The 24,248-nt window shown below is 41.5% G+C and carries 28 protein-coding genes and 3 pseudogenes; 22 read left to right on the forward strand and 9 right to left on the reverse strand.

Annotation, left to right across the window (positions count from 1 at the left end; all coding sequences use genetic code 11):
- Positions 1 to 441 precede the first annotated feature (441 nt).
- The 9 genes and pseudogenes from NHH15_RS12330 to NHH15_RS12370 all read left to right on the forward strand — a co-directional run bounded on the left by NHH15_RS12330 (position 442) and on the right by NHH15_RS12370 (position 5,539).
- Entirely contained in the window at positions 442 to 828 is a 387-nt protein-coding gene (locus tag NHH15_RS12330) for a VOC family protein (protein ID WP_262066972.1), read from the forward strand.
- 24 nt (positions 829 to 852) lie between these two features.
- Positions 853 to 1,304 (forward strand): annotated as a pseudogene (locus NHH15_RS15790) (YdeI/OmpD-associated family protein); the annotation flags it as partial.
- Positions 1,305 to 1,381: 77 nt separating this feature from the next.
- Positions 1,382 to 1,618, forward strand: coding sequence for a pyridoxamine 5'-phosphate oxidase family protein (locus tag NHH15_RS12340; RefSeq protein WP_262066973.1), 237 nt, complete (start codon positions 1,382 to 1,384; stop codon positions 1,616 to 1,618).
- On the forward strand, positions 1,602 to 2,204 hold the full coding sequence (locus NHH15_RS12345; protein WP_262066974.1) for a hypothetical protein: 603 nt from the start codon (positions 1,602 to 1,604) through the stop codon (positions 2,202 to 2,204). Before NHH15_RS12340 ends, NHH15_RS12345 begins: the two co-directional genes overlap by 17 nt.
- Positions 2,205 to 2,231: 27 nt before the next feature.
- Positions 2,232 to 2,645: a DUF3788 domain-containing protein gene (locus NHH15_RS12350; protein WP_262066975.1), complete on the forward strand. Its 414-nt coding sequence runs from the start codon at positions 2,232 to 2,234 to the stop codon at positions 2,643 to 2,645.
- 157 nt (positions 2,646 to 2,802) lie between these two features.
- Complete coding sequence (locus NHH15_RS12355) at positions 2,803 to 3,648, forward strand: PhzF family phenazine biosynthesis protein (RefSeq protein WP_262066976.1); 846 nt, start codon at positions 2,803 to 2,805, stop codon at positions 3,646 to 3,648.
- 85 nt (positions 3,649 to 3,733) lie between these two features.
- Complete coding sequence (locus tag NHH15_RS12360; RefSeq protein ID WP_262066977.1) at positions 3,734 to 3,958, forward strand: hypothetical protein; 225 nt, start codon at positions 3,734 to 3,736, stop codon at positions 3,956 to 3,958.
- 115 nt (positions 3,959 to 4,073) lie between these two features.
- Positions 4,074 to 4,757, forward strand: coding sequence for a DUF2461 domain-containing protein (locus NHH15_RS12365; RefSeq protein WP_262066978.1), 684 nt, complete (start codon positions 4,074 to 4,076; stop codon positions 4,755 to 4,757).
- A gap of 299 nt (positions 4,758 to 5,056) precedes the next feature.
- Positions 5,057 to 5,539: an HD domain-containing protein gene (locus tag NHH15_RS12370; protein WP_262066979.1), complete on the forward strand. Its 483-nt coding sequence runs from the start codon at positions 5,057 to 5,059 to the stop codon at positions 5,537 to 5,539.
- A 296-nt stretch (positions 5,540 to 5,835) separates the two neighbouring features.
- Here the strand turns inward: NHH15_RS12370 and NHH15_RS12380 are convergent, their stop codons facing one another.
- The 8 genes from NHH15_RS12380 to NHH15_RS12415 all read right to left on the reverse strand — a co-directional run bounded on the left by NHH15_RS12380 (position 5,836) and on the right by NHH15_RS12415 (position 12,523).
- Complete coding sequence (locus NHH15_RS12380; RefSeq protein ID WP_262066980.1) at positions 5,836 to 6,540, reverse strand: ABC transporter permease; 705 nt, start codon at positions 6,538 to 6,540, stop codon at positions 5,836 to 5,838.
- Positions 6,533 to 7,267, reverse strand: a complete 735-nt coding sequence (locus tag NHH15_RS12385; RefSeq protein ID WP_262066981.1) for an ABC transporter ATP-binding protein — start codon at positions 7,265 to 7,267, stop codon at positions 6,533 to 6,535. Before NHH15_RS12385 ends, NHH15_RS12380 begins: the two co-directional genes overlap by 8 nt.
- 3 nt (positions 7,268 to 7,270) lie before the next feature.
- The gene (locus NHH15_RS12390) at positions 7,271 to 8,257 is read right to left on the reverse strand and encodes an ABC transporter permease (protein ID WP_262066982.1); all 987 of its coding nucleotides are present in this window, start codon (positions 8,255 to 8,257) and stop codon (positions 7,271 to 7,273) included.
- Positions 8,254 to 9,000, reverse strand: coding sequence for an ABC transporter permease (locus tag NHH15_RS12395; RefSeq protein WP_262066983.1), 747 nt, complete (start codon positions 8,998 to 9,000; stop codon positions 8,254 to 8,256). Before NHH15_RS12395 ends, NHH15_RS12390 begins: the two co-directional genes overlap by 4 nt.
- Before the next feature lie 10 nt (positions 9,001 to 9,010).
- Positions 9,011 to 9,949: an ABC transporter ATP-binding protein gene (locus NHH15_RS12400; RefSeq protein WP_262066984.1), complete on the reverse strand. Its 939-nt coding sequence runs from the start codon at positions 9,947 to 9,949 to the stop codon at positions 9,011 to 9,013.
- Positions 9,950 to 10,073: 124 nt separating this feature from the next.
- Entirely contained in the window at positions 10,074 to 10,631 is a 558-nt protein-coding gene (locus tag NHH15_RS12405) for a MarR family winged helix-turn-helix transcriptional regulator (RefSeq protein WP_262066985.1), read from the reverse strand.
- Between the two features lie 136 nt (positions 10,632 to 10,767).
- Positions 10,768 to 12,135 (reverse strand): M56 family metallopeptidase, encoded by a 1,368-nt coding sequence (locus NHH15_RS12410; RefSeq protein WP_262066986.1) that lies wholly within the window; start codon positions 12,133 to 12,135, stop codon positions 10,768 to 10,770.
- Positions 12,128 to 12,523, reverse strand: a complete 396-nt coding sequence (locus NHH15_RS12415) for a BlaI/MecI/CopY family transcriptional regulator (RefSeq protein WP_262066987.1) — start codon at positions 12,521 to 12,523, stop codon at positions 12,128 to 12,130. The genes NHH15_RS12410 and NHH15_RS12415 overlap by 8 nt, the downstream gene beginning before the upstream one ends.
- A gap of 158 nt (positions 12,524 to 12,681) precedes the next feature.
- On the opposite strand from NHH15_RS12415, the gene NHH15_RS12420 reads away from it, so the two are divergent.
- The 5 genes from NHH15_RS12420 to NHH15_RS15535 all read left to right on the forward strand — a co-directional run bounded on the left by NHH15_RS12420 (position 12,682) and on the right by NHH15_RS15535 (position 16,257).
- Positions 12,682 to 13,296 carry a TetR/AcrR family transcriptional regulator gene (locus NHH15_RS12420; protein WP_262066988.1) on the forward strand — a complete coding sequence of 205 codons (615 nt, stop codon included), beginning with the start codon at positions 12,682 to 12,684 and terminating at the stop codon, positions 13,294 to 13,296.
- A 61-nt stretch (positions 13,297 to 13,357) separates the two neighbouring features.
- Complete coding sequence (locus NHH15_RS12425) at positions 13,358 to 13,585, forward strand: FeoA family protein (RefSeq protein ID WP_262066989.1); 228 nt, start codon at positions 13,358 to 13,360, stop codon at positions 13,583 to 13,585.
- Positions 13,582 to 15,621, forward strand: a complete 2,040-nt coding sequence (gene feoB, locus NHH15_RS12430) for a ferrous iron transport protein B (RefSeq protein ID WP_262066990.1) — start codon at positions 13,582 to 13,584, stop codon at positions 15,619 to 15,621. The genes NHH15_RS12425 and feoB overlap by 4 nt, the downstream gene beginning before the upstream one ends.
- 19 nt (positions 15,622 to 15,640) lie before the next feature.
- Entirely contained in the window at positions 15,641 to 15,892 is a 252-nt protein-coding gene (locus tag NHH15_RS12435; protein WP_262066991.1) for an Lrp/AsnC family transcriptional regulator, read from the forward strand.
- Positions 15,889 to 16,257, forward strand: a complete 369-nt coding sequence (locus NHH15_RS15535; protein WP_276009009.1) for a heavy-metal-associated domain-containing protein — start codon at positions 15,889 to 15,891, stop codon at positions 16,255 to 16,257. Before NHH15_RS12435 ends, NHH15_RS15535 begins: the two co-directional genes overlap by 4 nt.
- Positions 16,258 to 16,330: 73 nt before the next feature.
- Here NHH15_RS15535 and NHH15_RS12445 read toward each other — a convergent pair whose 3' ends face one another.
- Positions 16,331 to 16,537: a response regulator gene (locus NHH15_RS12445; protein ID WP_316044076.1), complete on the reverse strand. Its 207-nt coding sequence runs from the start codon at positions 16,535 to 16,537 to the stop codon at positions 16,331 to 16,333.
- 72 nt (positions 16,538 to 16,609) lie between these two features.
- Between NHH15_RS12445 and NHH15_RS12450 the strand changes: the two genes are divergently transcribed.
- From NHH15_RS12450 to mobV, 8 genes and pseudogenes are all read left to right on the forward strand, one after another.
- Positions 16,610 to 16,984, forward strand: a complete 375-nt coding sequence (locus NHH15_RS12450; protein WP_001129922.1) for a TnpV protein — start codon at positions 16,610 to 16,612, stop codon at positions 16,982 to 16,984.
- A gap of 366 nt (positions 16,985 to 17,350) precedes the next feature.
- A complete protein-coding gene (tet(O), locus tag NHH15_RS12455; protein WP_000691758.1) occupies positions 17,351 to 19,270 on the forward strand; it encodes a tetracycline resistance ribosomal protection protein Tet(O) in 1,920 nt (639 codons plus the stop codon).
- Positions 19,271 to 19,324: 54 nt separating this feature from the next.
- Positions 19,325 to 19,495 (forward strand): cysteine-rich KTR domain-containing protein, encoded by a 171-nt coding sequence (locus NHH15_RS12460; protein WP_004614788.1) that lies wholly within the window; start codon positions 19,325 to 19,327, stop codon positions 19,493 to 19,495.
- 490 nt (positions 19,496 to 19,985) lie between these two features.
- Positions 19,986 to 20,495, forward strand: coding sequence for a sigma-70 family RNA polymerase sigma factor (locus tag NHH15_RS12465; RefSeq protein WP_105116765.1), 510 nt, complete (start codon positions 19,986 to 19,988; stop codon positions 20,493 to 20,495).
- A gap of 94 nt (positions 20,496 to 20,589) precedes the next feature.
- Positions 20,590 to 21,015: an RNA polymerase sigma factor gene (locus NHH15_RS12470; RefSeq protein WP_000323895.1), complete on the forward strand. Its 426-nt coding sequence runs from the start codon at positions 20,590 to 20,592 to the stop codon at positions 21,013 to 21,015.
- Between the two features lie 83 nt (positions 21,016 to 21,098).
- Positions 21,099 to 21,573, forward strand: a pseudogene (locus NHH15_RS12475) (RNA polymerase sigma factor).
- A 154-nt stretch (positions 21,574 to 21,727) separates the two neighbouring features.
- Positions 21,728 to 22,760: pseudogene (locus NHH15_RS12480) on the forward strand (AAA family ATPase).
- 517 nt (positions 22,761 to 23,277) lie between these two features.
- Positions 23,278 to 24,243, forward strand: a complete 966-nt coding sequence (gene mobV, locus NHH15_RS12485) for a MobV family relaxase (protein WP_001820668.1) — start codon at positions 23,278 to 23,280, stop codon at positions 24,241 to 24,243.
- Positions 24,244 to 24,248 lie beyond the last annotated feature (5 nt).

Consider the following 24,248-nt stretch of genomic DNA (forward strand, 5'->3'; position numbering starts at 1 on the left):
TCCCCTCATGAATGAGGGGTCAGGGGAGTTGAAGTGTCGCAGACACTATTTTTATAGTATTTCACGTCTATTATAAATCTTGATGATTATATTCAATATAACTGTATGATAAGGAAAAATGTATATTATTTCTTATTGACTTACTGCTCGAATGGTCTGATCCCGCTTCTGAAAATAAGTACGGTAATGGTGACATTATCATAAGTTAATAATACAAGAAAAACAATTGTAGTTGATGGTGCGGCAAAATTGTGTTAAAATAACAAAAAACATGCGTAGTCATTGCGAGTGGCGACTCTCCTCAAAAAAACGGTTTGCCTCTCTTGCCTTTAATGGTGTTTATCTGACAGACCTTCTTTTACAGATAGCGATCTCTCATTATCTGGCACAGATAGCAAGAAATGACTTAAATCAATACACAATATTTATGGAGGATCAAAAATGGATGACTTAACTATCGACCTGCGTACTGTCGTGCTGGACTGCACCGATGTAAATGCGCTGGCTGACTTCTACATCAATATGCTTGGCTGGGTAAAGGAGTATGAGATACCCAATCAATGGCTCTGCATTCAAGCCCCGTCGGGCGGCGTGAGATTGGCCTTTCAAAGCAATCCCGACTATGTTCCCCCTACTTGGCCGGAGAAGCCTGAAAAACAGCAGCAAATGCTACACATTGATTTCTGTGTGTCCAGCAATGACCAAATGAAAAAAGCCATAGAATACGCCATTACTTGTGGGGCAACTAAGGCGAATAAGCAGTATTCAGAAGAATGGACTGTAATGCTCGACCCGGCAGGGCATCCCTTCTGCTTTGTGGTTCATTGATAACGATATAATAAGGATAGGTGGTGGATATTATTCGGAAAAAAGGACGGGCCGAAAACACTCTCTGCCAATGACGCACTGGAAGAAGCTTTGTGCTACGGCTGGATTGACGGTCAAATGCAGAGTCTCGATGATCGGTCATATATCAAGTATTTCGCACAGCGCCGGGAAAACAGCAAATGGTCTGATAAAAGCAAGGGTTTATGACTGATTATGGCAGAGCTAAAATCGAAGAAGCCAAAAAGAATGGGCAATGGGATAAGCCCAAAGCAGCACCCATTACGGAAGAACAGATTTTGAAGTTGGACGATTTATTAAAGGAATACGAGCCTGCTTATACAAATTTTCAGGCGATGCCGCCATCCGTAAAAAAGACTTATACCAAAGCATATCTGGATGCAAAAACGGACGCAGGCAGGGCAAGCCGCATTGCATGGATGGTTGAGCGGTTGAATAAAAACCTCAAGCCCATGTAATCGGCAATAGAGGTCTAAAACAGATCGGTTTGGCGCAGGAACTAAATATATTATCTTGCAGGAAGGATGTAATGAATATGGAAGCGATGAAACGGGCACTTGAAATTGCAAATAGTAACAAAGTCGGAATGCTTGGCACTGTTGACGAAAATGGGAATCCTTATATTAAAGCGATGCTGTACATAAAACATGATGGGCTTCGAGAATTTTGGTTTTGCTCAAACACCTCGTCCAAACGAGCGAAGCATATTACCAAGAATCCAAATACATGCCTGTACTTTTATGAGGGAGATTGCAATGAAAGATATTATTGATTTTCTTGAAACAAACGTGAATGGGAAAACTTTGCACACAAAAGAGTTGCTCTATGAACTTGAAGGTGGTGCTTTGGAAGGTGTCTATTCAGACCAAATCTCTTTTTCCAACCTAAAGTATTCGGGGAGCGCCTTCCAGTTGGATATGTTTATTGTGTCTAACGAAAAAATATGGATTGTGAAAAATAAGCAGCGCGAAGCGCTTCGAAAAGATTTTAGCAGCGTTTCTTTATTTCGCTTTGAACTTGCCAAACGCAAAAGTGTCAATGCCATAACAGGCTTCTTTCGCTTCATTTCTGCTTCCGTGAAGGATGTGCCAGCAGAAGCTATCGTAAGCAGCATCTATGATGTGCGGCTTGATAACGGTGTGTTGACACTGAAAGAAGAACAGGCATTATATCGTGACCAGCCTGTTCAAGATGGTTGCTTCAAGCCGGTTGCATTTCAATCAAACCAACGCTTTTTTATTGAAGATGGCAAGCTGCATTATGAATATGACGGCAACAGTTTTGATGTAGAGCCAGCGACAATGCAGCGTAAAGCATCTTTGGACAACATTCCCCCATTTGTTTCGGTTGAAAAATAGGCTCACTTGATAGAAAGGGTGTACAAGATGAAGAAAGAAATTCCCTCACAAAGCGAATTGCAAAGATTGTTCGGTAAAGAGAGATTGGAAGCATGGAACGCGGTATGCAATGCCGTTGATTCCGCCTACGAAATGGAGAAGCTCTGGAACGATGGTGGGAAGAAATGGGACTACGAATACAAATATCGCCGGGGCGGGAAAACACTGTGCGCCCTGTATGCCCGCGAAAATTGTTTTGGTGTGCTCATCATTTTCGGCAAGGATGAAAGAGCCAAGTTTGAAGCGTACCGCAGCCAGTATTCCGATGCAATTCAGCGCATTTATGATGATGCAGAAACCTACCACGATGGCAAATGGATGATGGCCTACATGGACGACAGTTCATTGCTTGATGAAGTGATGCATCTATTGGCAATCAAGAGAAAACCTAACAGGAAGTAAGCATAGGCGTGGTCGGCTTTTGAGTGGGAAAACGAACCACTTGGAACCTATATTGTGCAGACAATATGCCAATACGCAATCACGCAAGCAAGCCCCTCGAAGAATTTAAAGTTGAGCTGTCTAATGAGCATTAGTCAAATTAGTTTGGAGGATATCTATGAAGTATTATCATGTTGATGTGTTTAGCAAAACACCCATGAGCGGGAATGGCCTAACCGTTGTGCTCCTTGACGAGCCGCTGCCCGATCAGGACTTGTTAAGCATCACTAAGGAGTTTAACCAGTTTGAGAGTATTTTTCTTTATCCGATGGAAAATGGGATGTTCCAAGCAAGGATATTTACCGTACAAGAGGAATTGCCGTTCGCAGGCCATCCAATTTTAGGAGCTGGCGCGGTTATCCATAAGTTGTTTTACGCTGATAACAGCACCATTGACATTCCGTTTTCTTTGGCTGAACGCAATATTTTGATTCATTCCGAAAAGGCGGAGCAACATTTTAAAGTCAAAATGAATCAGGGCGCAGCTGCATTTGTATCCACTATTGGTAGCGCAGAGCACTGCAGGATAGCTGGGGCTCTTAGCTTGTCTCTTGATGATATTGACAAGGACTACCCGATTGAAACTGTTTCTACGGGATTACCTTACCTGCTTGTCCCAGTAAATAAAAACATTGAAAAATGCAGAATCAGCTGCTCGGACTTTGAGCTGTTTCTGTCCGGTTATGGTGCGAAATTCGTTTATGTGTTCGACACATCCACGCTACAATGCCGCACTTGGGATAATGGCGGAGCGGTAGAGGATATTGCTACCGGGAGCGCAGCAGACCCCTTATGTGCTTATCTGGTGAAGAATGGTCGGGCTGCTCAAGGCGATATAATCACGCTCCATCAAGGTAGTTATGTTGGACGGCCGAGCGTGATTAAGGGTTGTGTAGACAGCCGGAATGAAGTTATCATCATGGGTGATGTGGCTTTCTTTGCGACGGGTACAATATCCATTTAGCATTAAGTATCTAAGGATAAACAGGTTGTTTTTTGCGAAGGAAGTAAATAATGGAAAGTAGTCTAAACGAGGAGGTCTTACAAATATGAAGGTGCGTATACTCTATACGGTTATGGTTACGATATTCACGGTCACTTTTGCTGTAGGGGTATTTATGAACCCCAACTTTAACATATATGATTTCTGCATGAATCTTGCGTCAGAGATTCTTGGTCTTGCTATTGCGTTAGTTATTGTGGAAACCTATATAAAGGAAAAAGCGAAAAGGGACGATTCCCAAAAGGATTTGAACTGTGATGAAAAACTATAAGCTCGGTTAAGATGGGTGCATCGGTAGCTGATTTAGAAAAACTGCTCAATGGCTGAGATAGTGAGTGTTTTCCTTCATATCGTTTTCAGCAAATAATAACCGTTAGGAGAAGAATATGGACACAAATATAATATTAAAGTATCTTTCAGAATTGGATAAGAACAATAATCGTGACTGGTTTCACGAGCACAAAGACCAAAGACTGGTGGCACAAAAGGAGTTCGAGGAGCTGATTCAAGCACTCATTTTTGAGATTGGAAAGTTTGATGCCTCAATACTTCTCCACAACCCGAAAGACCTCACCTTCAAGATGGTGAGAGATACACGCTTCAGCCATGACAAAACGCCATATAACCCTGCTTTCCGTTGCCATATTTCGTCCAAAGGGAAGCTTCCTGTACCTGTGGGATATTTCTTAATGATAAAGCCCGGCAACCAATCCTTTTTAGGCGGTGGTCTTTTTGCGGATATGTTTAAAGATGCTACTGCTTTAATTCGAGACTATATCTACGAAAATTCGGCTGAGTTTTTGAGCATCATAGAACATCCTCTATTTGCAGAAAATTTCAAAGTCTCAGGAACTTCTTTGAAAAACGTCCCAAAAGAATTTTCTACCGAATGTCCAGCTGCTGAATATTTAAAATATAAAAGCTGGTACATTGAATACCCAATTGACGATACAGCGCTCTGTGACGCTTCATCCTTTGTTGATTTTGCCAGTGAAAAGTTTTTGCAAATGCGCCCATTCAATGATTTCCTGAATAAAGCATTAGAAGGGTTTGTTATGCCTACAAGATAAACACGGTATATTTTTCTTCGAATCTTTTACATAGTTTTGAATCGCCTTATTTTTTGCTATTATTCGCCCGTCTGTATATAATATTAGTTAAGATTTTGAGGAATAGGGAGGGAATATAAGAATGAAAAAGATTTTCTACACAAAAACAGCTTAAGATGCCGGAATATGCAGCAATCGAAAATGCGCTCATCTGGTATCTGGAAAAAAATCAAACGACTCTAAGCAATCAGCTTGAAGGACGCATTATAATAGAATAAGAGAAGAATGATTTGAAATTGATACTATGAAAGGAAAAACATATGGAACGAGTATTTTTTGAAATGGTGAAATATTATTCTGGTGACCCACATCAGATACAGCATTTCACAAAGGTGCATGATTATGCACGTATGATAGGAGTTGGGGAAAAGGTTGATTGTAATACAATGGAAATACTGGAAATTGCTGCTATTATGCACGATATTGGCATTAAGCCGGCAATGGAAAAGTATGGAATAGGAAACGGGAAACTTCAGGAATCAGAAGGACCACCAGTTGCAAGAAGGATGCTAGAAAACCTTGAGTTCTCTCAGGAAATCATAGAAAGAGTATGCTATTTGATTGGACACCATCATACCTATAAAAATATAGACGAGATAGATTACCAAATATTGGTAGAGGCAGATTTTTTAGTAAATATACATGAGGATAAAATGAATGAAACATCAATTAAGTCGGTGTTGGAGAAAGTATTTCGAACCAATACAGGTAAGGAATATTGTCGCGCGATGTTCGGTGTTTAGAAAAGGAATTAAGAAGATGCAGGAACATCGCCAACGACAGTGCAACTTTTTACGTCTTTGGTAACAACTGCATCAGCTTCAATAATGGTATTATCCCCAATTGTGACACCAGCAAGAATTGTTGCTGTTTATTTCTTACTTACATATGGTATTCATTAGTATAATCATAATTGCGCTATCAATTACTACTGCCACCAAAAAAAAGACCGTAATAACTAACATTCCAATGCCTGCCACTCTCGATAGTTTTTCCCTTTAGAAATTCTAATTTTATGATCCCGTCTCAACTAATTCGTCTATATCTCCATTTTGTTTACTGCATTTGATAAATCGAACAATGCCAAAACGCCTGCAACTGCGCTGATTACAGCCAATCCGACACTTGCAATCGGATAAGAGGTTCCCAATACTATAAAATTTGCGGGAGCAATGCTGATAATAACCGCAGCTATAATTGTTGTTTGCACGGATTTTTTTCGAAAGCCTATCCATACAGATACAAGACCGATGCCCACAGAAATAACCGCCATACAAAGAGCATCACGAATTACATTAGCAACTAATAGAATGCTAATGCTATCATCAACCAATGGGAAAATACTTTCAGTCAGTCCCCAAACCGAGCAAATCGCAAAGGTTGTAGCCAGTAGGGATATAGTGGTAAAAGTCGTCACAAGTATCACCTTTGCAAACAAGGTTGATTTCCGTTTCACTGGATAGGAAAACAGCATAATTGCATTTTTGCCAGAGTAATCTTTGATCACAAAGGCAGTGAACATCACTGCAGCAAGGATACTAAATGCGAACATAATCAAAGCATTTGTCAAAACCATTATGTTGTAATAGCTCGAAAATTCGGCGGCATCAGCTTCACTGCCCATATATGACACAGCGGAAAAGGTATACAACATGCCTAGCATACATAGAGCAATAATGGCACTCGCCCATACGTATGGGCGTATGCGGGTTTTACGAAGTTCTAATTTTATTAAATTATACATATTGTTCACCTGCTTTCATCAAGTTGAAAAAATAATCCTCTAAACCAGTCGGGGTTTTTGCCTTTACTTCTGAAATAGTAACTTCTTTTTTAATTCGTCCATTTGTGATTACACCGATGGTATCGGCCATTTGCTCTATTTCACTTAAAATGTGGCTTGAAATAATGATGGTCATATTTTTTTCTTTTACCAGGGTTAAGAATAGCTCTCTCATCTGTCGTATTCCCATAGGGTCAAGTCCGTTAATTGGTTCGTCTAGCAGTAATAATGTAGGACAATGGACGATAGATCGTGCGATTCCAAGTCGTTGCTTCATGCCAAGAGAAAATTCTGAAACAGGCTGCTGCCCTGCCTGATGCAGTCCCACAAGCTGTAAGGATTCTTCGATGTTGCGTTTAGGCAGTTGCATGTAAGACAGATGAAGAGCCAAATTCTCAGTTGCGGTAAGGTGTTCATAGAATATGGGGGTCTCAATTATGCTGCCTATTTTTTTTAATATAGAAGGGTAGCTTTCCCTTAGGTCACCTCCTCCAATCTCTATTTTTCCAGAGGTAGGAGTGAGAAGACCCATCAGCATTTTTAAGACCGTGGTTTTGCCGGCTCCATTTTCTCCAAGAAACCCGTAAATGGTTCCTTTCTTAACACACATATCACAGTGGCTGATAACCTCTCGCCCATGAAATGTTTTTACTAAATCTTTTGCTTGAACTAGAATGTTAGAATTCATTTTTTAGTATGCTCCTTTCGATGTTTTTGTTGCTACGACGGATATTGTAATTGTGTAGAATAACATGGAGAGAGCAAAGAGATAAAATAACTCTCCACCATAGTCAGAAAAATGTCCACCAAATTCCACACCATGAACAATATCCATGTATACTTTTTGTGGCAATGCATTACAAATAGTCATTAAGATTACGTTGTCTGATGATATGGATAAAAAGCACCCAGACAAAACGCAAGTAATGATGGTAACCCCACTGGTTACTAAATTGATATTCCTATCTAGTACAGTAGAAATGAAAATTGCAAAAGCGGTTGCAAATAGTGTAATAATCAGCAAAAGTACTGCCAACAAGTCAATGGAATACCCCAGTTCTGCACCGAAACAACGCTTTGCAAGTATAATTGCAACGTATGTTGGGAGATACAGGCTTATAAATGTAAATATAATTTGTGCGAACAAGTAGGAATATATATTTGCCGAAGAAGACATAATCCGTCGCAATGTCCTCAAGTTTCGGTCTTCTGGATACATTGTTGTGAGTGCTACACCTTGGATGATAATAAGCATTGTGATAAAACCAAGTATATTTGTACCAGTGCCTCGCTCCTTGCGTTTGGCATCATCGCCTTTATAATTGCTGGGAAGTTGACCAGTGGTGAATAAAGTTTCAATTGCTGCGCTATCGGTATCGCTTTTAAGTGTTGTTACAGTATATTTGTTATGATTGTCTTTCGATACCACGGCAGCATACATACCCTCAGCCATTTGAGAAAGTTTTGGCATTTCGGAAATGGGGACAACGGTGTATTGATCACATTTTGGCAAATTGGTTATGTCAGTTCCTAAATAGCCAATTTGTTCCTTTATTGATGAATGCCCCGAAAAAAATATTGCCAATACAATCATAAGTGGCATAATAATGAGAGCGAGAACCAGGATTGCTTTTTTTTGTAGAATACGCTCGAATTTGTTTTGCAAAAGATTTCTCATATATATTCCTCCGGCTTGAATCGCAACCCACATATCAGTAAGCAAATAAGAGAAAGAATCGCTAAACTGATGATGATAGATAGTAGTAAATGCAAATCATTATCGTAAATAATTTGATAGCTGCACCTTACAATCCATTTTACTGGCGAGATATAGGAAATCTCGTTTACGATCTTACCCAAACGGTGAATGGAAACGAGAACACCACCTAAGAAGATAAAGATAAAAAGCGGAATCTGCATAATGGAGTTTGCTTGCTCTTCACTTCGAAAAATGCAGCAGAACATAGCTCCAAAGCAGCACTCGAAAAATGAGAATGCATTTAAAAGCAGTGCAAACCATAGGCACCTGTTTCCACCCATATTAACCCCCAATATATATTGACAGAATGGAATCAACATCCCGTAGCAAATCGATACAAATATATAGGAGGAAACTATTTTCGATAAAACCATCTCCATTTTAGAAACAGGTGCATAGGCGATGCGCATATTACCACGAATCACTTTTTCCTCCATAAAAGAATTGCTGGTAGTGATTGCAACAATCAAAGATACAGAAAAAATCAACATATTTACACTCTGATAATCATAAGCGGATAATGGTTCTTTTCCAAAATTGTTTTGTGTTACAAATCCCAAAACAGCAATCAAGACAACGGGAAGAATTGTGTTGGATATAATTAGTGCAGGGTTATGCAATATATTGATAAAGTCGTACTTTACTATTTTTAGAAAATTCATACTCCTCCTCCTAGTCTCTAAGTTTTTTTCCGGTCAAAGTTAAGAATACCGTTTCCAATGATGCTTTTTCACTATTCATGCTTTGAAGGTTGCAGCCATTTGAAATAAGGATTGAAATAATTTCATTCAAGTTGTTTTTCTTGCTATCCGTCACAACTTGAATTGTATTCTCCTTTATTGCAATTTCTTTTACCCCGATGATTTGCGATAAAATACTTTCTTTCATAAATTTCGTCGTGTCCACCTGGAACGAATAAGTGATTTGGTTTTCAAAGCCTTTGCAGAGTTCTTGTGTTGTACCTGATGCAATTACAGCGCCATCATTCAAAATGAGAACACGGTCGGCAATTGCCTCTACCTCCTCCATGTAATGGGTAGAATAAATAATAGTAGCACCTTTTTCTTGCAAAGCCACAATCGTCTCTAGAATGTGATTTCTAGATTGCGGATCGATACCAACCGTAGGTTCATCCATGATGATAATATCTGGTTGGTGTGCAATTGCGCACGCAATATTAAGACGACGTTTCATACCTCCAGAGAATGTCTTTGGCTTAGCCTTGCGTCGGTCGTATAAGCCCACTGATTTTAGAGCTGTTTGAACTTGAGCGCTCAAATGTGCTTCAGAAACACCATAGAGACTTGCAAAAAAGCGCACATTCTTTTCTGCACTAATTTCCTCATAGATGGCAAGGTCTTGCGGAACAATCCCAATCACTCGCTTGATTTGCATCTTTTCTTTTTGTAGGTCATGACCTGCGATAATAACCTTACCGCTGTCAGGCTTTAGTACCGTAGCAAGAATATTGATGGTTGTACTTTTCCCTGCACCATTTGGTCCAAGTATCCCAACAATTTCTCCCTTTGATACGGTAAAACTTAAGTTATTTACAGCCTGCACGTTGTGGTAGCATTTTTTTAGATTATGAACACTAATTGTTACCGGCATTAAACAACACCCTCCTTTCGACAATATGATGTCTTAAGAAGAATACCACCACACTCTTGGTTTGTCAACATGTTGTCTAAAAAGACAAAAAAACATCCGCCCTTAGAAATGACGGATGTTGTATTTATTTACTATTTCTTTTTTGAGAAAACGTTTCTAACGCAGATTTGAAGTGCTGCATTTCGGAAGGAGAGTTAATAATTTCCCGCCCTGTGTCTTCAAAGCCGTCTTGCTTATTACCATCAAAGCAATAGAGTTTTTTTACCATTTTCCAGAAGCTCTCTAATTCAGAAGTGTTAAACTCATGAAAAATATCTGCCATAAAATGAATTGCTTTTTCCGAACATTCAATCGTTTTTTGCTTGCCGCTTTCTGTAAGTGTTACGTTTGTAGCACGCTTGTCTTTTTTGCTGGGAAATGAAGAAAGATATCCTAATTTTTCAATGCTTGCTACCATACGATTTGCATTTTGTTTGCTGGTTCCAAGTTTACGTGCGATATTATTAATTGTCGTTTCTTCTTCAGGTAAATGTAAAATGGCTATAATGGTCATATATTGTCTAAATGTTAAACCCTCAAGATAATTATCACCAGTAATTTGCAATTTGTTTATGAGAGAGAACATAGTGGCATAAGCCTGTTGCATTAAAAATAGGTCATGAAGTTCTTTTTCAAAACTCATAAAGTACCTCCTAGCTCAGTGTATATGAATGCTTTTAGAATATCAGTTGCATTGCGATTTGTCAACATGATGTCCAATGAGGTTATTTATGCCAGCGGCAGATGTAACTTTAGTATCATTTATAACAAAAGCAACTTCAAAGCCAGCGGGCAATCAGAGAGTAGATAAAGACAGAACCTTTCTGATTCTGTACCTGGGGAAAATAACGGTAATCCTCGCCGTATTGCTCCAACTCACTGCAGGGCAAAGTGTATTCTACATAGGTTTGTGCCATATCCACAGGATTGAATGAATCTTCATCTAAATCCATGGAGTAAACAACCGACTGAAACCATATTTCCTCAATGGCTAAGCCCTCATCCTGATATGGTTTTATTGCCCTGGAAAGAGCGGGAACGTTAACCTGTAGAGCTTCTTCTGAAACCGTGTAGACTTGGTCTGCTACATCCGTCGGTAAAGGTAACATGGTGTATTCAAGCTCACCTAAATCATTTGTTTCGGCAAGCATCATATTCACATCAAACTTTTTGTAGCTGGAATCATTTGGAATAAACCAACTGGCAGGATGGTGGTATAACCACAAAAGGGACAGAGCCAAGGCGGCAAAAGAAATAATAGAAACAACAGCATAGCCAGGCTTTTCGGGCTTGAAATGATAGAGAGCCTCTAAACGACTGGCAATAGTACGGTAGGAATCAGAAAAGCTGAGTCCTTTCACAACAGTTTGCGTAGAACACTCTTTTATCAGTAATTCACCGTAGGTATTTCGACCGTTATTCTGAAAACCTATGACCTGATTATCACAAAGTATTTCAATATCCCTCTTGAAGGGCCTATCAAACAGACGTAATACCCAAATAAAACATGAAATCAAGCTAAAAAGACACAACTTCATTGTGTCACGATTTTTAATATGTACCATTTCGTGAAGAAGGAGTAACTCCAATTCGAGGGAGGTATATTTTTTTTCATATTCAGCAGGCAGCAGAATTGTTTTTTTGAACATGCCATAGGATACGGGAGATCCAACCCACTCTACGGCAGCAATATGGATGTACTTTTCTTGTAAGCCAACGGTGTTTGCCACACGAAGCTTGAGATTGCCACGATCTCTATAAGGTGCAGCGGCAGCAATCAGTTGTTTGATTCGCCAAGTATGAACGATGAACTTTGCCAAACGAAGCATAGAAATAGAGAGCCAAAATGCAACTGCTATAAATAGCACAGCACGCCACTCTTGATGAATTGCACGATAAATCGGCAGCTTTATAGAATCATTCCACTTACAGCAAGATAAGGGAAAACTAAGGAGGAGCCCATACCATACATAATAATTTGTACGTGCTCCCATATGATTGTGAAATTTTTTCTGAACAAACCGAATTCCTTGATAGATTAAAAGGCAGTAAATCGATAGAAGCAGACATTTCACAACAAGGGCAACCAGAAGAAAAAAAACTGGCATAGTACAGATTGTATTGATTTGGCCTAATATGCTATTCATTTGATTCCGCTTTCTTTTGTTCTAGTAAAGCTCTTAAATGGTCAATTTCTTCACCGGATAAATCAGTGCTATTCACAAAGGTAGCAAAGAGATTTTCCACGTTATCCTGATGATATTGCTTCAAGAACTGCTTATTGACTTTTTTTACACACTCTTCTTCCGTTACAAGTGGAAAATAATAATAAAGCTTTGAGTTTTTTTCATCTATGGTAAAGCCAACAGCATCTTTCGCAATCAATCGCCGCAACAAGGTTTTTACAGTGGTGGAAACCAGCTTCTGTTCTGCTTGAACATTTTTCACAAGCTCCATAATAGTAAGAGGTGACTTTTTCCACAGCACCTTCATAACATTCCATTCACTTTGTGTGATATGCGGTAAATCACTCATGAGTGTATCCTCCTAAGAAACAATTTGATGGATATACTATAACATGTTGGTAAGGAAAAAACAATTGTAGTTGCTAGTATCTTTTGGGGATATTTCTTGACAAAACTTTAAGTTTTTTATAAAATAACAATGTTATATTAAGAAAGGCAAAGGACCAAATGCGAACATTTAATGCGAAGCTGCGAGCCGCTATTCTAGAGGCAGGACAGAAGGAATTTTTAAAATATGGATTTGAGAAAGCAACGTTACGAAGAATTGCAGCAGCAGCCCAGGTGACTACAGGGGCAATCTATACATATTTTCCAGATAAAGCAGCTCTGTTTGAAGCACTTGTGTCGGGAACAACAGAAAAGCTTAAGGAACAAATTATGGCTTCTGTTAATGAGATGGATGAAACACTTCGTAAAGATATAACTCCTTGGCGCAAGTGGCTAGATATTAATCCGGATATCTTAGTTGATTATTTATATGAACATTTTGATGCCTTTCGCTTACTTTGCTGTAGCGCCAGCGGAACGAGCTATGAAAACTATATTGACTCACTTATAGAAATTGAGACCGAGTCCACAATCCGCTTTACCCATTACTTGAGACAGCAAAAGATATTAAAACGTGATATTGACGAAGAAGCGATTCACATTATAACCAGTACATATTATGCCGGAATCTTTGAACCAATTATTCATGAGATGCCAAAAGAACAAGCATTGGGATGTGTACGAGTTTTAGAGGAATTTTATACAGCTGGATGGCAGAAAATACTGGGGTTTTAACCCCGTTATTTTTTAACCAATAGTTAGCAAGAACTAACCAATTTTATGAGGAGGAATTGTTATGCAAAAATTAAACGAGCTAAAAACAGGACAGCAAGGTACCATAGCCAGCGTACAAGGTGACACCCGTTTTTTGACCAGGATAATATCCATTGGTCTAACGGTAGGAAGCCGGGTTGAGGTGCTGCGGAATGAAAAGAAAATGCCGCTGCTGCTTTATGGACGGGACAGCATGGTTGCACTTAACCGGGATGAAAGTGACAATATTTTGGTGGAGGTGACAGTATGAGTACCATGACAGCAGTGAAAACACCGGTAATAGCACTTCTTGGACAACCAAATTCCGGTAAGTCCACGTTATTTAATGCTCTTACAGGGTCCCATCAGCATGTTGGTAATTGGCCAGGTAAGACGGTAGAAAAAAAAGAGGGATACTTTACCAAGAATGGTGAGCGTTACGGTGTGACGGATTTGCCGGGAAGCTATAGCCTCTCAGCAAATTCGGATGAGGAGGTTATCACCCGGGACTATATTGCCAGTGGAAAGGCAGATGTAGTATGTATTTTAGCAGATGCGGCTCAGCTGGAGAGGAGTATGTTTATGCTGGCAGACTATGCAGGCATGGATTGCCCGGCAGTATTGCTTTTGAATTTGATGGATATTGCAAAAGAACAAGGGAAGAAAGTGGATGCTAAGAAGATTGAACAACGCTTGGGAATTCCAGTAGTTCCTTTTATTGCGGCAAATCGTAAGGAATATGACGGATTTTATCAAGCAATTGATCGAGCTTTGGAGAAAAAGGAGTGTCTGGATGTAAAAAAACTGGATCAGCGTTACCGTGAGATGGAAGGCGGCTATTATAAAGCTCTTTATGATTTAATGCCAAAGGATGGAATCGATGGATATTCACCTGTTTGGCTTGCGGCAAAAGCTTTAGAGGGAGATCAGGTAGTGATTGCAAAGGTAAGAGAGAGCCTGTCTATCGAGAAGAAAAAAGCTTTTGAAGAAACCATTTCACAGATAAAAAATGGAGCGCTTTTAACGGGTGATTGTAAGTTCAAATGGATTGATGAAACCCTGCAGGGAGCTGTTTCAGGGAAAAAGCAGAGAGGGACACTTTCAAAATTTGATAAGAAGGCAACCAGTAAGCGATGGGGTAAACTAATAGCAATTTGTATTATGCTGGCAGGATTAATTGCATCCTTTATTCCAGCTGCCCCTATTATGATGATTGGTCAAGGTCTTATTGGATTAGGCGGAGGGATTACCGCAGGTCTTACCGCAATGGGAGCGCCACCTATTATTATCAGCTTGTTGGTAGATGTTGCCCTTAATACAGTAGGATTTGCAATATCAATGATTGGTTTTGTTTTTAGCGTCAATCTGGTGTTTGGCCTAATTGAAGAAGTGGGCTATATGGCGCGGGTTTCTTATGTGTTCGATGGAACAATGACCAAACTAGGTTTACAGGGAAAGGCAGTCATGCCGTTTCTCGTTAGTTTTGGCTGTACCATCGGTGGAGCTGCTGGTACCCGTGTAATTGATAGCTGGGGGCAACGGGTTCTTACAATTGCTTTAGCATGGGTTGTACCTTGTGCAGCAACCTGGTCGATTGTACCATTTTTATCAAGTCTTTATTTTGGAATGGGAGCACCATTGGTAATTATTGCTATTTTTGCTGTTGCATTACTACATATGATGATTACAGCAAAAATATTTGGGAAACGCCTGGTAAAAGAAGAAGACCGAACAGGGCTTATCATGGAGCTTCCACCGTACCATAAGCCGAAATGGGGAGCACTAATTCGCTCGATTCTAGTGCAAACCAGAGATATTTTGTGGAAAGCCATTAAGGTTATTTTCATTGTATCCTTAGTATTTTGGTTGCTCACTTATACAGGAAATGGAAATCCAGAAACAACCATTTTGTATCGCTTCGGTCGTTTTATCGAACCAGTGACTCAAATTTTTGGCTTCACATGGCAGACATTTTTAGCTTTTGTCTCCTCTGCGATTAGTAAAGAAGCTGCACTAGGTGTCTTATCCACTCTTTATGTAGGTGGTGGAAGTCTTTTCTCGGCAACCTTTGGCGGAAGTGGAACAGCGGCGAATTTAAGTGAAGTATTGGCCACTTCCATTACGCAGGCTCAAGCGTTATCCTTTATTTTTGCGGTTACCTTTAATGTGCCTTGCCTTATGGCAATTAGTTCTACTTATCAGGAGACACGCTCACTTAAATGGACACTTAAAATTGCTCTTTACTATTTCTGTGCCGCATTAATATTGGCCTTTTTGGTTTATCATATTGGGTTGCTTATTTTCTAAGTGAAGGAGGCGAAGAGGGATGTTAATTAAACTTCTAGCATTATTGGATGAGGGCCGTGCATATTCCCAGTTGGAATTAGCCGAGCTTTGTGGAACCAGAGAAGAGAGCGTAAAGGCTCAGATGGAATATTTAGAGAGAGCAGGATTCTTACGCCGGGTAACGAGTGGCAGTAGTTGTGAAAGCTGTGGCGGGAAATGCAGTGGTTCGACAGGTGGATGCGGGAAAGACACATCCCGAGGTGTGGCTATGTGGGAGAAGACTCTATTATGATGACATATATTATTGCTGGTGGAATATTTGTTTTTTGTGGATTTGTTCTCTATCACTATGTAAGTAAGCTGCGTCGTGGTGAGAGCTGTTGCAGCGAAGGAGAAGAGCCGATTAAGAAGGTACATGTAGCGGATAGAAATAAAAAACACTACCCATATGAGATTATATTTTTTATTGATGGTATGACTTGTGCAAACTGTGCACTTCGAGTTGAAAACGTGCTCAATAGCCAGCCAGGTATTTATGCAAAAGTAGATTTGGGACAGAGAAAAGCAAGTGTGCTTAGTAAAGAGCCAGCAGATGTTTCTGCCCTAAGGCAAAGGGTTCGGGATGCGGGATATACTGTCCTTAATGTAAAAGAATAAAACAAACCCCAATAAGTTAGAGTTAAAATCTGATTTATTGGGGTTTTGCTAATGAAATTAATTTTGGGAAAACTTATAACAAGTGGTTGTCTATTTTTTTCATTAATTCATTTACGTTTATCGGTTTTGAAATATGATCATTCATACCAGCCTCTAAGCATCTCTCAACATCTTCTGAAAATGCATTGGCTGTCATGGCAAGAATTGGAATATTCGATGCATTTTCGCATTCGCTTTCCCGGATTCTTCGGGTAGCTTCGTAGCCATCCATTTCGGGCATCTGTACATCCATAAGATGTAGGACGGATTTTGCGGACATTCAAAATAAAAAAGAATGTGGAGGTAACAGACAATGGCAAAATCATTATTTGAGGAACTGGGCGGCAAATACGAAAGGCAAGGGGATTATTTGATACCGTGCTTAACTGTACCCGCCGAAGAAGAACAGGCAATAGGCATCTGGGGGCAACGGCATTTAGATTATCTAAAACAGTACCGTAAAGTTACATACACCAATCTTCTTACAAGCGGCAGGCTAAACGCCTACCTTGCCGACATCAACAGACAGGCACAGGAACGCTTTGAAAGGCTCATAGAGGGTATGAAACAGGCACAGGGCATAACGGAACAGCTAAAGGCAGAAAACGCCTTAGAATGGACAGGATGCCTCAATAACATAAGGGCTTGTGCGAGGGAGATTGTGGAAAAGGAAATTATTTTTGCATAAACAGATGATTAGTGGCAGGGGGAAATCCTGCCGCTTTTTCTGCTTTAGTTTGTCAGCTTGACAAATAAAGGGTTAAGGAATATAATTAGATTCAGTATTATACAAGGAGTTAATAAATATGCGGCAAGGTATTCTTAAATAAACTGTCAATTTGATAGTGGGAACAAAAAGTAGCAGTCCCGTTTCACTTTTAATATGGGGCTTAGTTTTTTGTACCCAGTTTAAGAATACTTTTATCATGTAATTTTATATGCCCGAAAACATATAAGTGTTTTGGGGCTATTGGAGTTATTTACCCAGTGATAGGAGTATTTATCACTGGGTATTTTTATGCCCTTTTTTGGGTGTTGATAGGAGGAAAATCACATGAAAATAATTAACTTAGGCATTCTGGCTCACGTTGACGCAGGAAAGACAACATTAACGGAAAGTTTATTGTATACCAGTGGTGCAATTGCAGAACTAGGGAGCGTAGATGAAGGCACAACAAGGACAGATACAATGAATTTGGAGCGTCAAAGGGGAATCACTATCCAGACAGCAGTGACATCTTTTCAGTGGGAGGATGTAAAAGTCAACATTATAGATACGCCAGGCCATATGGATTTTTTGGCGGAAGTATACCGTTCTTTATCCGTATTAGACGGAGCAGTATTATTAGTTTCTGCAAAGGATGGCATACAGGCACAGACCCGTATACTGTTTCATGCACTACAGATAATGAAGATTCCGACAATTTTTTTCATCAATAAAATTGACCAAGAGGGGATTGATTTGCCAATGGTATATCGGGAAATGAAAGCAAAGCTTTCTTCGGAAATTATAGTGAAGCAAAAGGTTGGGCAGCATCCCCATATAAATGTAACGGACAATGACGATATGGAACAGTGGGATGCGGTAATTATGGGAAACGATGAACTATTAGAGAAATATATGTCAGGGAAACCGTTTAAAATGTCAGAACTGGAACAGGAAGAAAACAGGAGATTCCAAAACGGAACGTTATTTCCCGTTTATCACGGAAGCGCTAAAAACAATCTGGGGATTCGGCAGCTTATAGAAGTAATTGCCAGTAAATTTTATTCATCAACGCCTGAAGGTCAATCTGAACTATGCGGGCAGGTTTTTAAGATTGAATATTCAGAGAAAAGGCGGCGTTTTGTTTATGTGCGTATATATAGCGGAACATTGCATTTGAGGGATGTTATTAGAATATCTGAAAAAGAGAAAATAAAAATCACAGAGATGTGTGTTCCGACAAACGGTGAATTATATTCATCCGATACAGCCTGCTCTGGTGATATTGTAATTTTACCAAATGATGTTTTGCAGCTAAACAGTATTTTGGGGAACGAAATACTGTTGCCGCAGAGAAAATTTATTGAAAATCCTCTCCCTATGCTCCAAACAACGATTGCAGTAAAGAAATCTGAACAGCGGGAAATATTGCTTGGGGCACTTACAGAAATTTCAGATGGCGACCCTCTTTTAAAATATTATGTGGATACTACAACGCATGAGATTATACTTTCTTTTTTGGGGAATGTGCAGATGGAAGTCATTTGTGCCATCCTTGAGGAAAAATATCATGTGGAGGCAGAAATAAAAGAGCCTACTGTTATATATATGGAAAGACCGCTTAGAAAAGCAGAATATACCATCCACATAGAAGTCCCGCCAAATCCTTTCTGGGCTTCTGTCGGGTTGTCCATAGAGCCGCTCCCTATTGGAAGCGGAGTGCAGTATGAAAGCAGAGTTTCACTTGGATATTTAAATCAATCGTTCCAAAATGCGGTTATGGAGGGGGTTCTTTATGGCTGCGAGCAGGGGCTGTATGGATGGAAAGTGACAGACTGTAAAATCTGTTTTGAATATGGATTGTATTATAGTCCTGTAAGTACCCCCGCAGACTTTCGGCTGCTTTCCCCTATCGTATTGGAGCAGGCTTTAAAAAAAGCAGGGACAGAACTATTAGAGCCATATCTCCACTTTGAAATTTATGCACCGCAGGAATATCTCTCACGGGCGTATCATGATGCTCCAAGGTATTGTGCAGATATTGTAAGTACTCAGATAAAGAATGACGAGGTCATTCTGAAAGGAGAAATCCCTGCTAGATGTATTCAAGAATACAGGAACGATTTAACTTATTTCACAAATGGGCAGGGAGTCTGCTTGACAGAGTTAAAAGGATACCAGCCAGCTATTGGTAAATTTATTTGCCAACCCCGCCGCCCGAATAGCCGTATAGATAAGGTTCGGCATATGTTCCACAAGTTAGCTTAACAGCTTGCAAAAGTCATATAAAATGAGATTTGAAAGGATTAGAGACTAATTATGATGAAATGCGAATGGATATTGTGTCCTGTTTGTGGGAGCAAAACCCGTAATAAAATTAGGAAGGACACTGTTTTGGAGAATTATCCCCTTTATTGTCCAAAATGCAGACAAGAAAGATTGATTAAAGTTGACAACTTGAAGATAACTGTCATCAAAGAGCCAGACGCTTAAGACGCAGAGCCGATGAAATTGTGGAACAATTCACGAATCATCGGCTCTTTTTGTTTCGTATTTGAAAGAACAAACTCACCAAATAAAAAAAACGATATTCGGGTGGGTTATTTTGTTATACCCTAAATTACCCTCTGAATTTGTTTTTAAATTTGGAGGGATTTTTTTATGTCCTTTTTTCGGGCAGTTATCTATCTGCTCATACGAAGCAAAATTTATCAATACATAGCATATCAGAGAACGGCAGGAAACCAGTTAAAAAAATTTCTGCCAGTGCAACGGTACTTCTCACCTTGAAAGTAGAAGTACAATCTCCATACAATAGAATTACTATTTCCTATAACCGTAAAGGTCACAGAGCCTTTGCGGTTTTTCTTTTGTCGATTTTTGTTGGAAAGTGCCGTAGGGCTGTTTCTGATATGCGGTGTCGTTCTCCGCCTCTCCATCTGGATTTTTTACATTTCAAAAATTCAGATGGGAGGTATTTATGGTGAAATATGCACCAAGAAAGGTATATATCAGAGAAAGTGGCGGCTATGTGGAATTATCCTACACGGAGTTCTGCCGTTGCAGGGAATCCGACCAGACCTATATGGACAAGCTGTTTATCCCCATTCAAGGCTGTCTGCTTGAAGTCGTGAGGGAGCAATACACAGACTTCTACCGTGACAAGGAACGGTGGCGTTATCTGCAAAAATTAGATACAAAGAATAGACTGCTATCTCTCGACGGATTTACGGACAGCGAGGGGAATCCTCTGGACTTTATCACTGATGAAGCGGTGGACATTGCAGAAACCGTTGTCAATGCGGTCATGGTGGACAGGCTGAAAGCCGCCCTGCCTTTGCTGTCGGATAGTGAACAGGAGCTGATACAGGCAATCTTTTTTGACGGACTTTCCGAGCGTGAAGTCGGGGCGAGGTTGGGCATAACCCAGAGCGTTGTAAACAAACGCAAAGCCAGAATCCTAATAAAACTAAGAAAGATAATAGAAAATTAAAATTTAAGGCGTTCAGCCCCCTTGTTTTTTCCTTTGGGAAGATGAGGGGGCTTTTCTCTGCCCTCTCAATCAATTCTGATTGGAGGAAGTAAGAATGGCATACAACCACGGACGGGAGGACAGGAAATGGCGTATCTGGAAAGAAGCGGAGGAAAAGCTGCTGCGTGAGTGCGGCGTTGATGAAGCGACCATTGAGCAGATACGCATGGCGGACAGGGCAGACTTCAATTCCAACAGGCGGTTTTACCGATGGACGAATGACGTTGCGGAATATCTTGAGGACATGGCAGGCAGGGAGCGGCAGGCGGAAGTGGGTACGGTTGCGGAGTTACTGGAAGAGATTGAGAGCGAAAATCTCTATCAAGTATTAGTCACGGTGGACGGGCGTACCTTGAAAATCGTCCTGCTGAAAATGCAGGGGTATTCCACAAAGGAGATTGCCCCGCTTGTGCATTTGACGACTGGTGCCATCTATGCGAGGTTAGACCATCTGCGGAAGAAGCTGCGGAAAATTTTATAGCTTCTAAAACAGCCTGCCATCCTGCGGGCTACTGGGTGAGGGATGGAAATCCCCTCACTCATTTTTTGCAGGAGGACAACAGGATGGCATACAGGGTTAAGGCATACACGCTTCGGGAGGAATCCACGGAAAGCGGCACAAGGTATTTTATCAGCTTTAAGGACGGGCAGGGCAAATCCCACGAGTTGGAAGTGTCGGAACAGTTCTTTATGGAGTTTCGGCAGATGGAGCGCAGGAACAGGAATCTTTTCTAATGGGACGAGCGGCACAGGGAGTTTAACGAGGTATGGGACGAAACCCTTTACAGACGGGCGTTGCGTGTGCCTAAGAGCCTTGATGAACGCATGGTTGAGGAAGAACGGAATGAAACGCTCTATAAGGCGGTTGGGAGCCTTCCAGAGATACAAAGGCGGCGTTTCCTGCTCTACTACGAGTATGAGTTCAATTTTTACCAAATCGCCGCTATGGAGCATTGCACCGCTTCGGCAATACAGAAATCTGTTGCGATTGCAAAGGAGAAAGTAAAGGCGGAAATTGAAGAAATATCTCCAACCGTGACCGACACCGCCCGAAAAAGAAATCTGTTTTTTATTTGTGTGGGATTGGCGGCATTACATACTCTCACTTTTTTCCGTGGGAGTAAATCTATTTTTAAGGAGGTCAACGCCTATGTGCAACGAAAACAAAGACACCGCCCGAAAGGAGGAAAGCCATGCAGAAGTTACAGACAGTCAACGCCGAAACGCTCCTTTATGAACCGCTTGAGAAACCATCCTTTGTGGTGGACAGCCTTATCCCGACAGGCTTATCGCTGTTCTGCGGCTCACAGAAGATAGGCAAAAGCTGGCTCATGCTGAAGCTATGCTTATGCGTGTCGCAGGGAATCCCTTTATGGGATATGCCGACAATGGAGGGCGATGTGCTTTACCTCTGCCTTGAGGACACGTTCTGCCGCATACAGGACAGGTTATTTCGTTTGACGGACGAAGCAAGCGGGCGGCTCCACTTTGCCGTGGCAAGCTGCAAGCTGTCAGACGGTCTTATCGTGCAGCTTGAAGATTATCTGAAAGATTACCCAGACAGCAGGCTCATTGTCATTGATACCTTGCAGAAAGTCCGTACAGCTTCAAAAGACAATGCCTATGCAAGCGACTATGGGGACATCTCCCTCATCAAAGACTTTGCCGACAGGCACTCTCTGGCGGTCATTGTCGTACACCACATCCGAAAGCAGAATGACAGCGACGTGTTCAACAAGGTGTCTGGGACGACAGGATTAACGGGGAGTGCGGACGCTACCTTTGTTCTGGAAAAGGAGAAACGTGCGTCTGACACCGCCAAGCTGTATGTGACGGGCAGGGACACGCCTTATCAGGAATACACGCTGCGTTTCCGTGATTGCCGTTGGGAGCTTGTGGAGCGGAAAACGCAGGAGCAGCTTGCGAAAGAAACGATACCAGATGTCCTTTTTCGGTTGGTGGATTTTATGAGGGATAAGGAAGAATGGATAGGCACGGCAACGGAACTGTTAGCCGCTATGGGGGAAACGGAAACCATACCCACGGTGATTACGAAATGGCTGAATGAATACCGCACCACATTTTTAAGCGAGAACCGTATCTGCTACCAGTACAGCCGCAGGAAAGACGGCAGGCGGATTGCCCTTGCAAGGAGGGCGGGTGACAGCGGTGATGGTGGTGACAGCGATATTAGGATACCCCCCTGTTACTGTCATTGACGCTTAAAGCCATGTAAAGCTGGCGGCTCTGCCCTGCGGGTGACAGCAGTGACGGTGGTGACAGTGATTTTAGGATACCCTGCCGCTGTCATCCCTACGGGAGAACACCCCGTAAACGCAAAATGCAGGCGTGAGATTTACTCGCCCTTTTCGGTCGTGTAAAACCACCCCTGCGGTCAGAAAAATCATTCCGATTTTTCCGACTGCGTTTACAGGGTGTAACACACTACACTTTGCCCTGCAAAGTCGTGTGCCAGACGTTCCCTCTGGACTCCCTTAAGGCAGGGCTGTGCCCTGCTATCCTACGCCTTACGGCTTCGGATAAAAGAATGGCGGCATGACGGTGACGGCTCTTGCGAGGGGGGTATCCCAAAAACACCGTCATCATCGACATGACCGTCATGCAGGGGGTGAGGGTGACAGTTGCGGCAGTCGGCAGGGGGTATCCCAAAACTGCTGTCACCACCGTCACCGCTGTCACCCCAAAGGACGGTCACCCGCCGAAAGAAAGGAGGAATCCGCCTATGCCTTATGCAATCCTGCGTTTCCAGAAACGAAAAGCGGGCGGCGTTGCGGCTTGTGAACGCCACAACGAGCGGAAGAAAGAAGCCTACAAAAGCAACCCAGATATAGATATGGAACGCTCTAAAAACAATTACCATCTCATAGCACCACCAAAGTACACCTACAAGAAAGAGATTAACCGCATGGTAGCCGAAGCGGGGTGCAGGACAAGGAAAGACAGCGTGATGATGGTGGAAACGCTCATCACAGCTTCACCAGAATTTATGAACCAGTTACCGCCCGAAGAACAAAAAGCGTATTTCCAGACGGCTCTTGACTTCATTTCGGAGCGTGTTGGAAAGCAGAATATCCTCTCCGCTGTCGTCCATATGGACGAGAGAACGCCCCATATGCACCTCTGCTTTGTGCCGATTACGCCAGACAATAAGCTGTCAGCGAAAGCTATCTTAGGCAACCAGAAATCATTATCCGAGTGGCAGACCGCCTACCATGAGCGGATGTCCTCACGGTGGAATCAGCTTGAACGGGGGCAGTCCTCAATGGAAACCAAGCGGAAACACGTCCCCACATGGCTCTATAAATTAGGCGGCAGGCTTGATAAACAGTATGAAGAAATCGTGTCTGCCCTATCCGACATCAACGCCTTTAACGCAGGGAAGAAAAGGGATAAAGCGTTAGATTTACTCTCTGCATGGCTGCCAGACGTGGAGAAATTCTCTAAGGAAATCGGGAAACAGCAGGCGTATATCGACAGTTTGAAAGAGAGAATTGGGCAGGAATCAGACTATGCGGGGCGTATGCGTGATGAAAAGTACGAGCAGGAACTAAAGGTGCAGAAAGCGAATCAGAAGATATTTGAATTGCAGAGAACCAACGAGCAGATGGGGCGGCTGCTGTCAAAAATACCGCCCGAAGTGTTGGAAGAATTGCAGAAAAATCATAGAAGCAGAGCGAAAGAAAGGTAGATATG

This window comes from Aequitasia blattaphilus, from assembly GCF_024721305.1.
Classification (GTDB): domain Bacteria; phylum Bacillota; class Clostridia; order Lachnospirales; family Lachnospiraceae; genus Aequitasia; species Aequitasia blattaphila.

Excerpts from the sequence above, each read along its gene's own strand:
- NHH15_RS12330 (WP_262066972.1), top strand. The coding sequence starts at position 442 with ATGGATGACTTAACTATCGACCTGCGTACTGTCGTGCTGGACTGCACC.
- NHH15_RS12340 (WP_262066973.1), top strand. The coding sequence starts at position 1,382 with ATGGAAGCGATGAAACGGGCACTTGAAATTGCAAATAGTAACAAAGTC.
- NHH15_RS12345 (WP_262066974.1), top strand. The coding sequence starts at position 1,602 with ATGAAAGATATTATTGATTTTCTTGAAACAAACGTGAATGGGAAAACT.
- NHH15_RS12350 (WP_262066975.1), top strand. The coding sequence starts at position 2,232 with ATGAAGAAAGAAATTCCCTCACAAAGCGAATTGCAAAGATTGTTCGGT.
- NHH15_RS12355 (WP_262066976.1), top strand. The coding sequence starts at position 2,803 with ATGAAGTATTATCATGTTGATGTGTTTAGCAAAACACCCATGAGCGGG.
- NHH15_RS12360 (WP_262066977.1), top strand. The coding sequence starts at position 3,734 with ATGAAGGTGCGTATACTCTATACGGTTATGGTTACGATATTCACGGTC.
- NHH15_RS12365 (WP_262066978.1), top strand. The coding sequence starts at position 4,074 with ATGGACACAAATATAATATTAAAGTATCTTTCAGAATTGGATAAGAAC.
- NHH15_RS12370 (WP_262066979.1), top strand. The coding sequence starts at position 5,057 with ATGGAACGAGTATTTTTTGAAATGGTGAAATATTATTCTGGTGACCCA.
- NHH15_RS12380 (WP_262066980.1), bottom strand. The coding sequence starts at position 6,540 with ATGTATAATTTAATAAAATTAGAACTTCGTAAAACCCGCATACGCCCA.
- NHH15_RS12385 (WP_262066981.1), bottom strand. The coding sequence starts at position 7,267 with ATGAATTCTAACATTCTAGTTCAAGCAAAAGATTTAGTAAAAACATTT.
- NHH15_RS12390 (WP_262066982.1), bottom strand. The coding sequence starts at position 8,257 with ATGAGAAATCTTTTGCAAAACAAATTCGAGCGTATTCTACAAAAAAAA.
- NHH15_RS12395 (WP_262066983.1), bottom strand. The coding sequence starts at position 9,000 with ATGAATTTTCTAAAAATAGTAAAGTACGACTTTATCAATATATTGCAT.
- NHH15_RS12400 (WP_262066984.1), bottom strand. The coding sequence starts at position 9,949 with ATGCCGGTAACAATTAGTGTTCATAATCTAAAAAAATGCTACCACAAC.
- NHH15_RS12405 (WP_262066985.1), bottom strand. The coding sequence starts at position 10,631 with ATGAGTTTTGAAAAAGAACTTCATGACCTATTTTTAATGCAACAGGCT.
- NHH15_RS12410 (WP_262066986.1), bottom strand. The coding sequence starts at position 12,135 with ATGAATAGCATATTAGGCCAAATCAATACAATCTGTACTATGCCAGTT.
- NHH15_RS12415 (WP_262066987.1), bottom strand. The coding sequence starts at position 12,523 with ATGAGTGATTTACCGCATATCACACAAAGTGAATGGAATGTTATGAAG.
- NHH15_RS12420 (WP_262066988.1), top strand. The coding sequence starts at position 12,682 with ATGCGAACATTTAATGCGAAGCTGCGAGCCGCTATTCTAGAGGCAGGA.
- NHH15_RS12425 (WP_262066989.1), top strand. The coding sequence starts at position 13,358 with ATGCAAAAATTAAACGAGCTAAAAACAGGACAGCAAGGTACCATAGCC.
- feoB (WP_262066990.1), top strand. The coding sequence starts at position 13,582 with ATGAGTACCATGACAGCAGTGAAAACACCGGTAATAGCACTTCTTGGA.
- NHH15_RS12435 (WP_262066991.1), top strand. The coding sequence starts at position 15,641 with ATGTTAATTAAACTTCTAGCATTATTGGATGAGGGCCGTGCATATTCC.
- NHH15_RS15535 (WP_276009009.1), top strand. The coding sequence starts at position 15,889 with ATGATGACATATATTATTGCTGGTGGAATATTTGTTTTTTGTGGATTT.
- NHH15_RS12445 (WP_316044076.1), bottom strand. The coding sequence starts at position 16,537 with ATGCCCGAAATGGATGGCTACGAAGCTACCCGAAGAATCCGGGAAAGC.
- NHH15_RS12450 (WP_001129922.1), top strand. The coding sequence starts at position 16,610 with ATGGCAAAATCATTATTTGAGGAACTGGGCGGCAAATACGAAAGGCAA.
- NHH15_RS12460 (WP_004614788.1), top strand. The coding sequence starts at position 19,325 with ATGAAATGCGAATGGATATTGTGTCCTGTTTGTGGGAGCAAAACCCGT.
- NHH15_RS12470 (WP_000323895.1), top strand. The coding sequence starts at position 20,590 with ATGGCATACAACCACGGACGGGAGGACAGGAAATGGCGTATCTGGAAA.
- mobV (WP_001820668.1), top strand. The coding sequence starts at position 23,278 with ATGCCTTATGCAATCCTGCGTTTCCAGAAACGAAAAGCGGGCGGCGTT.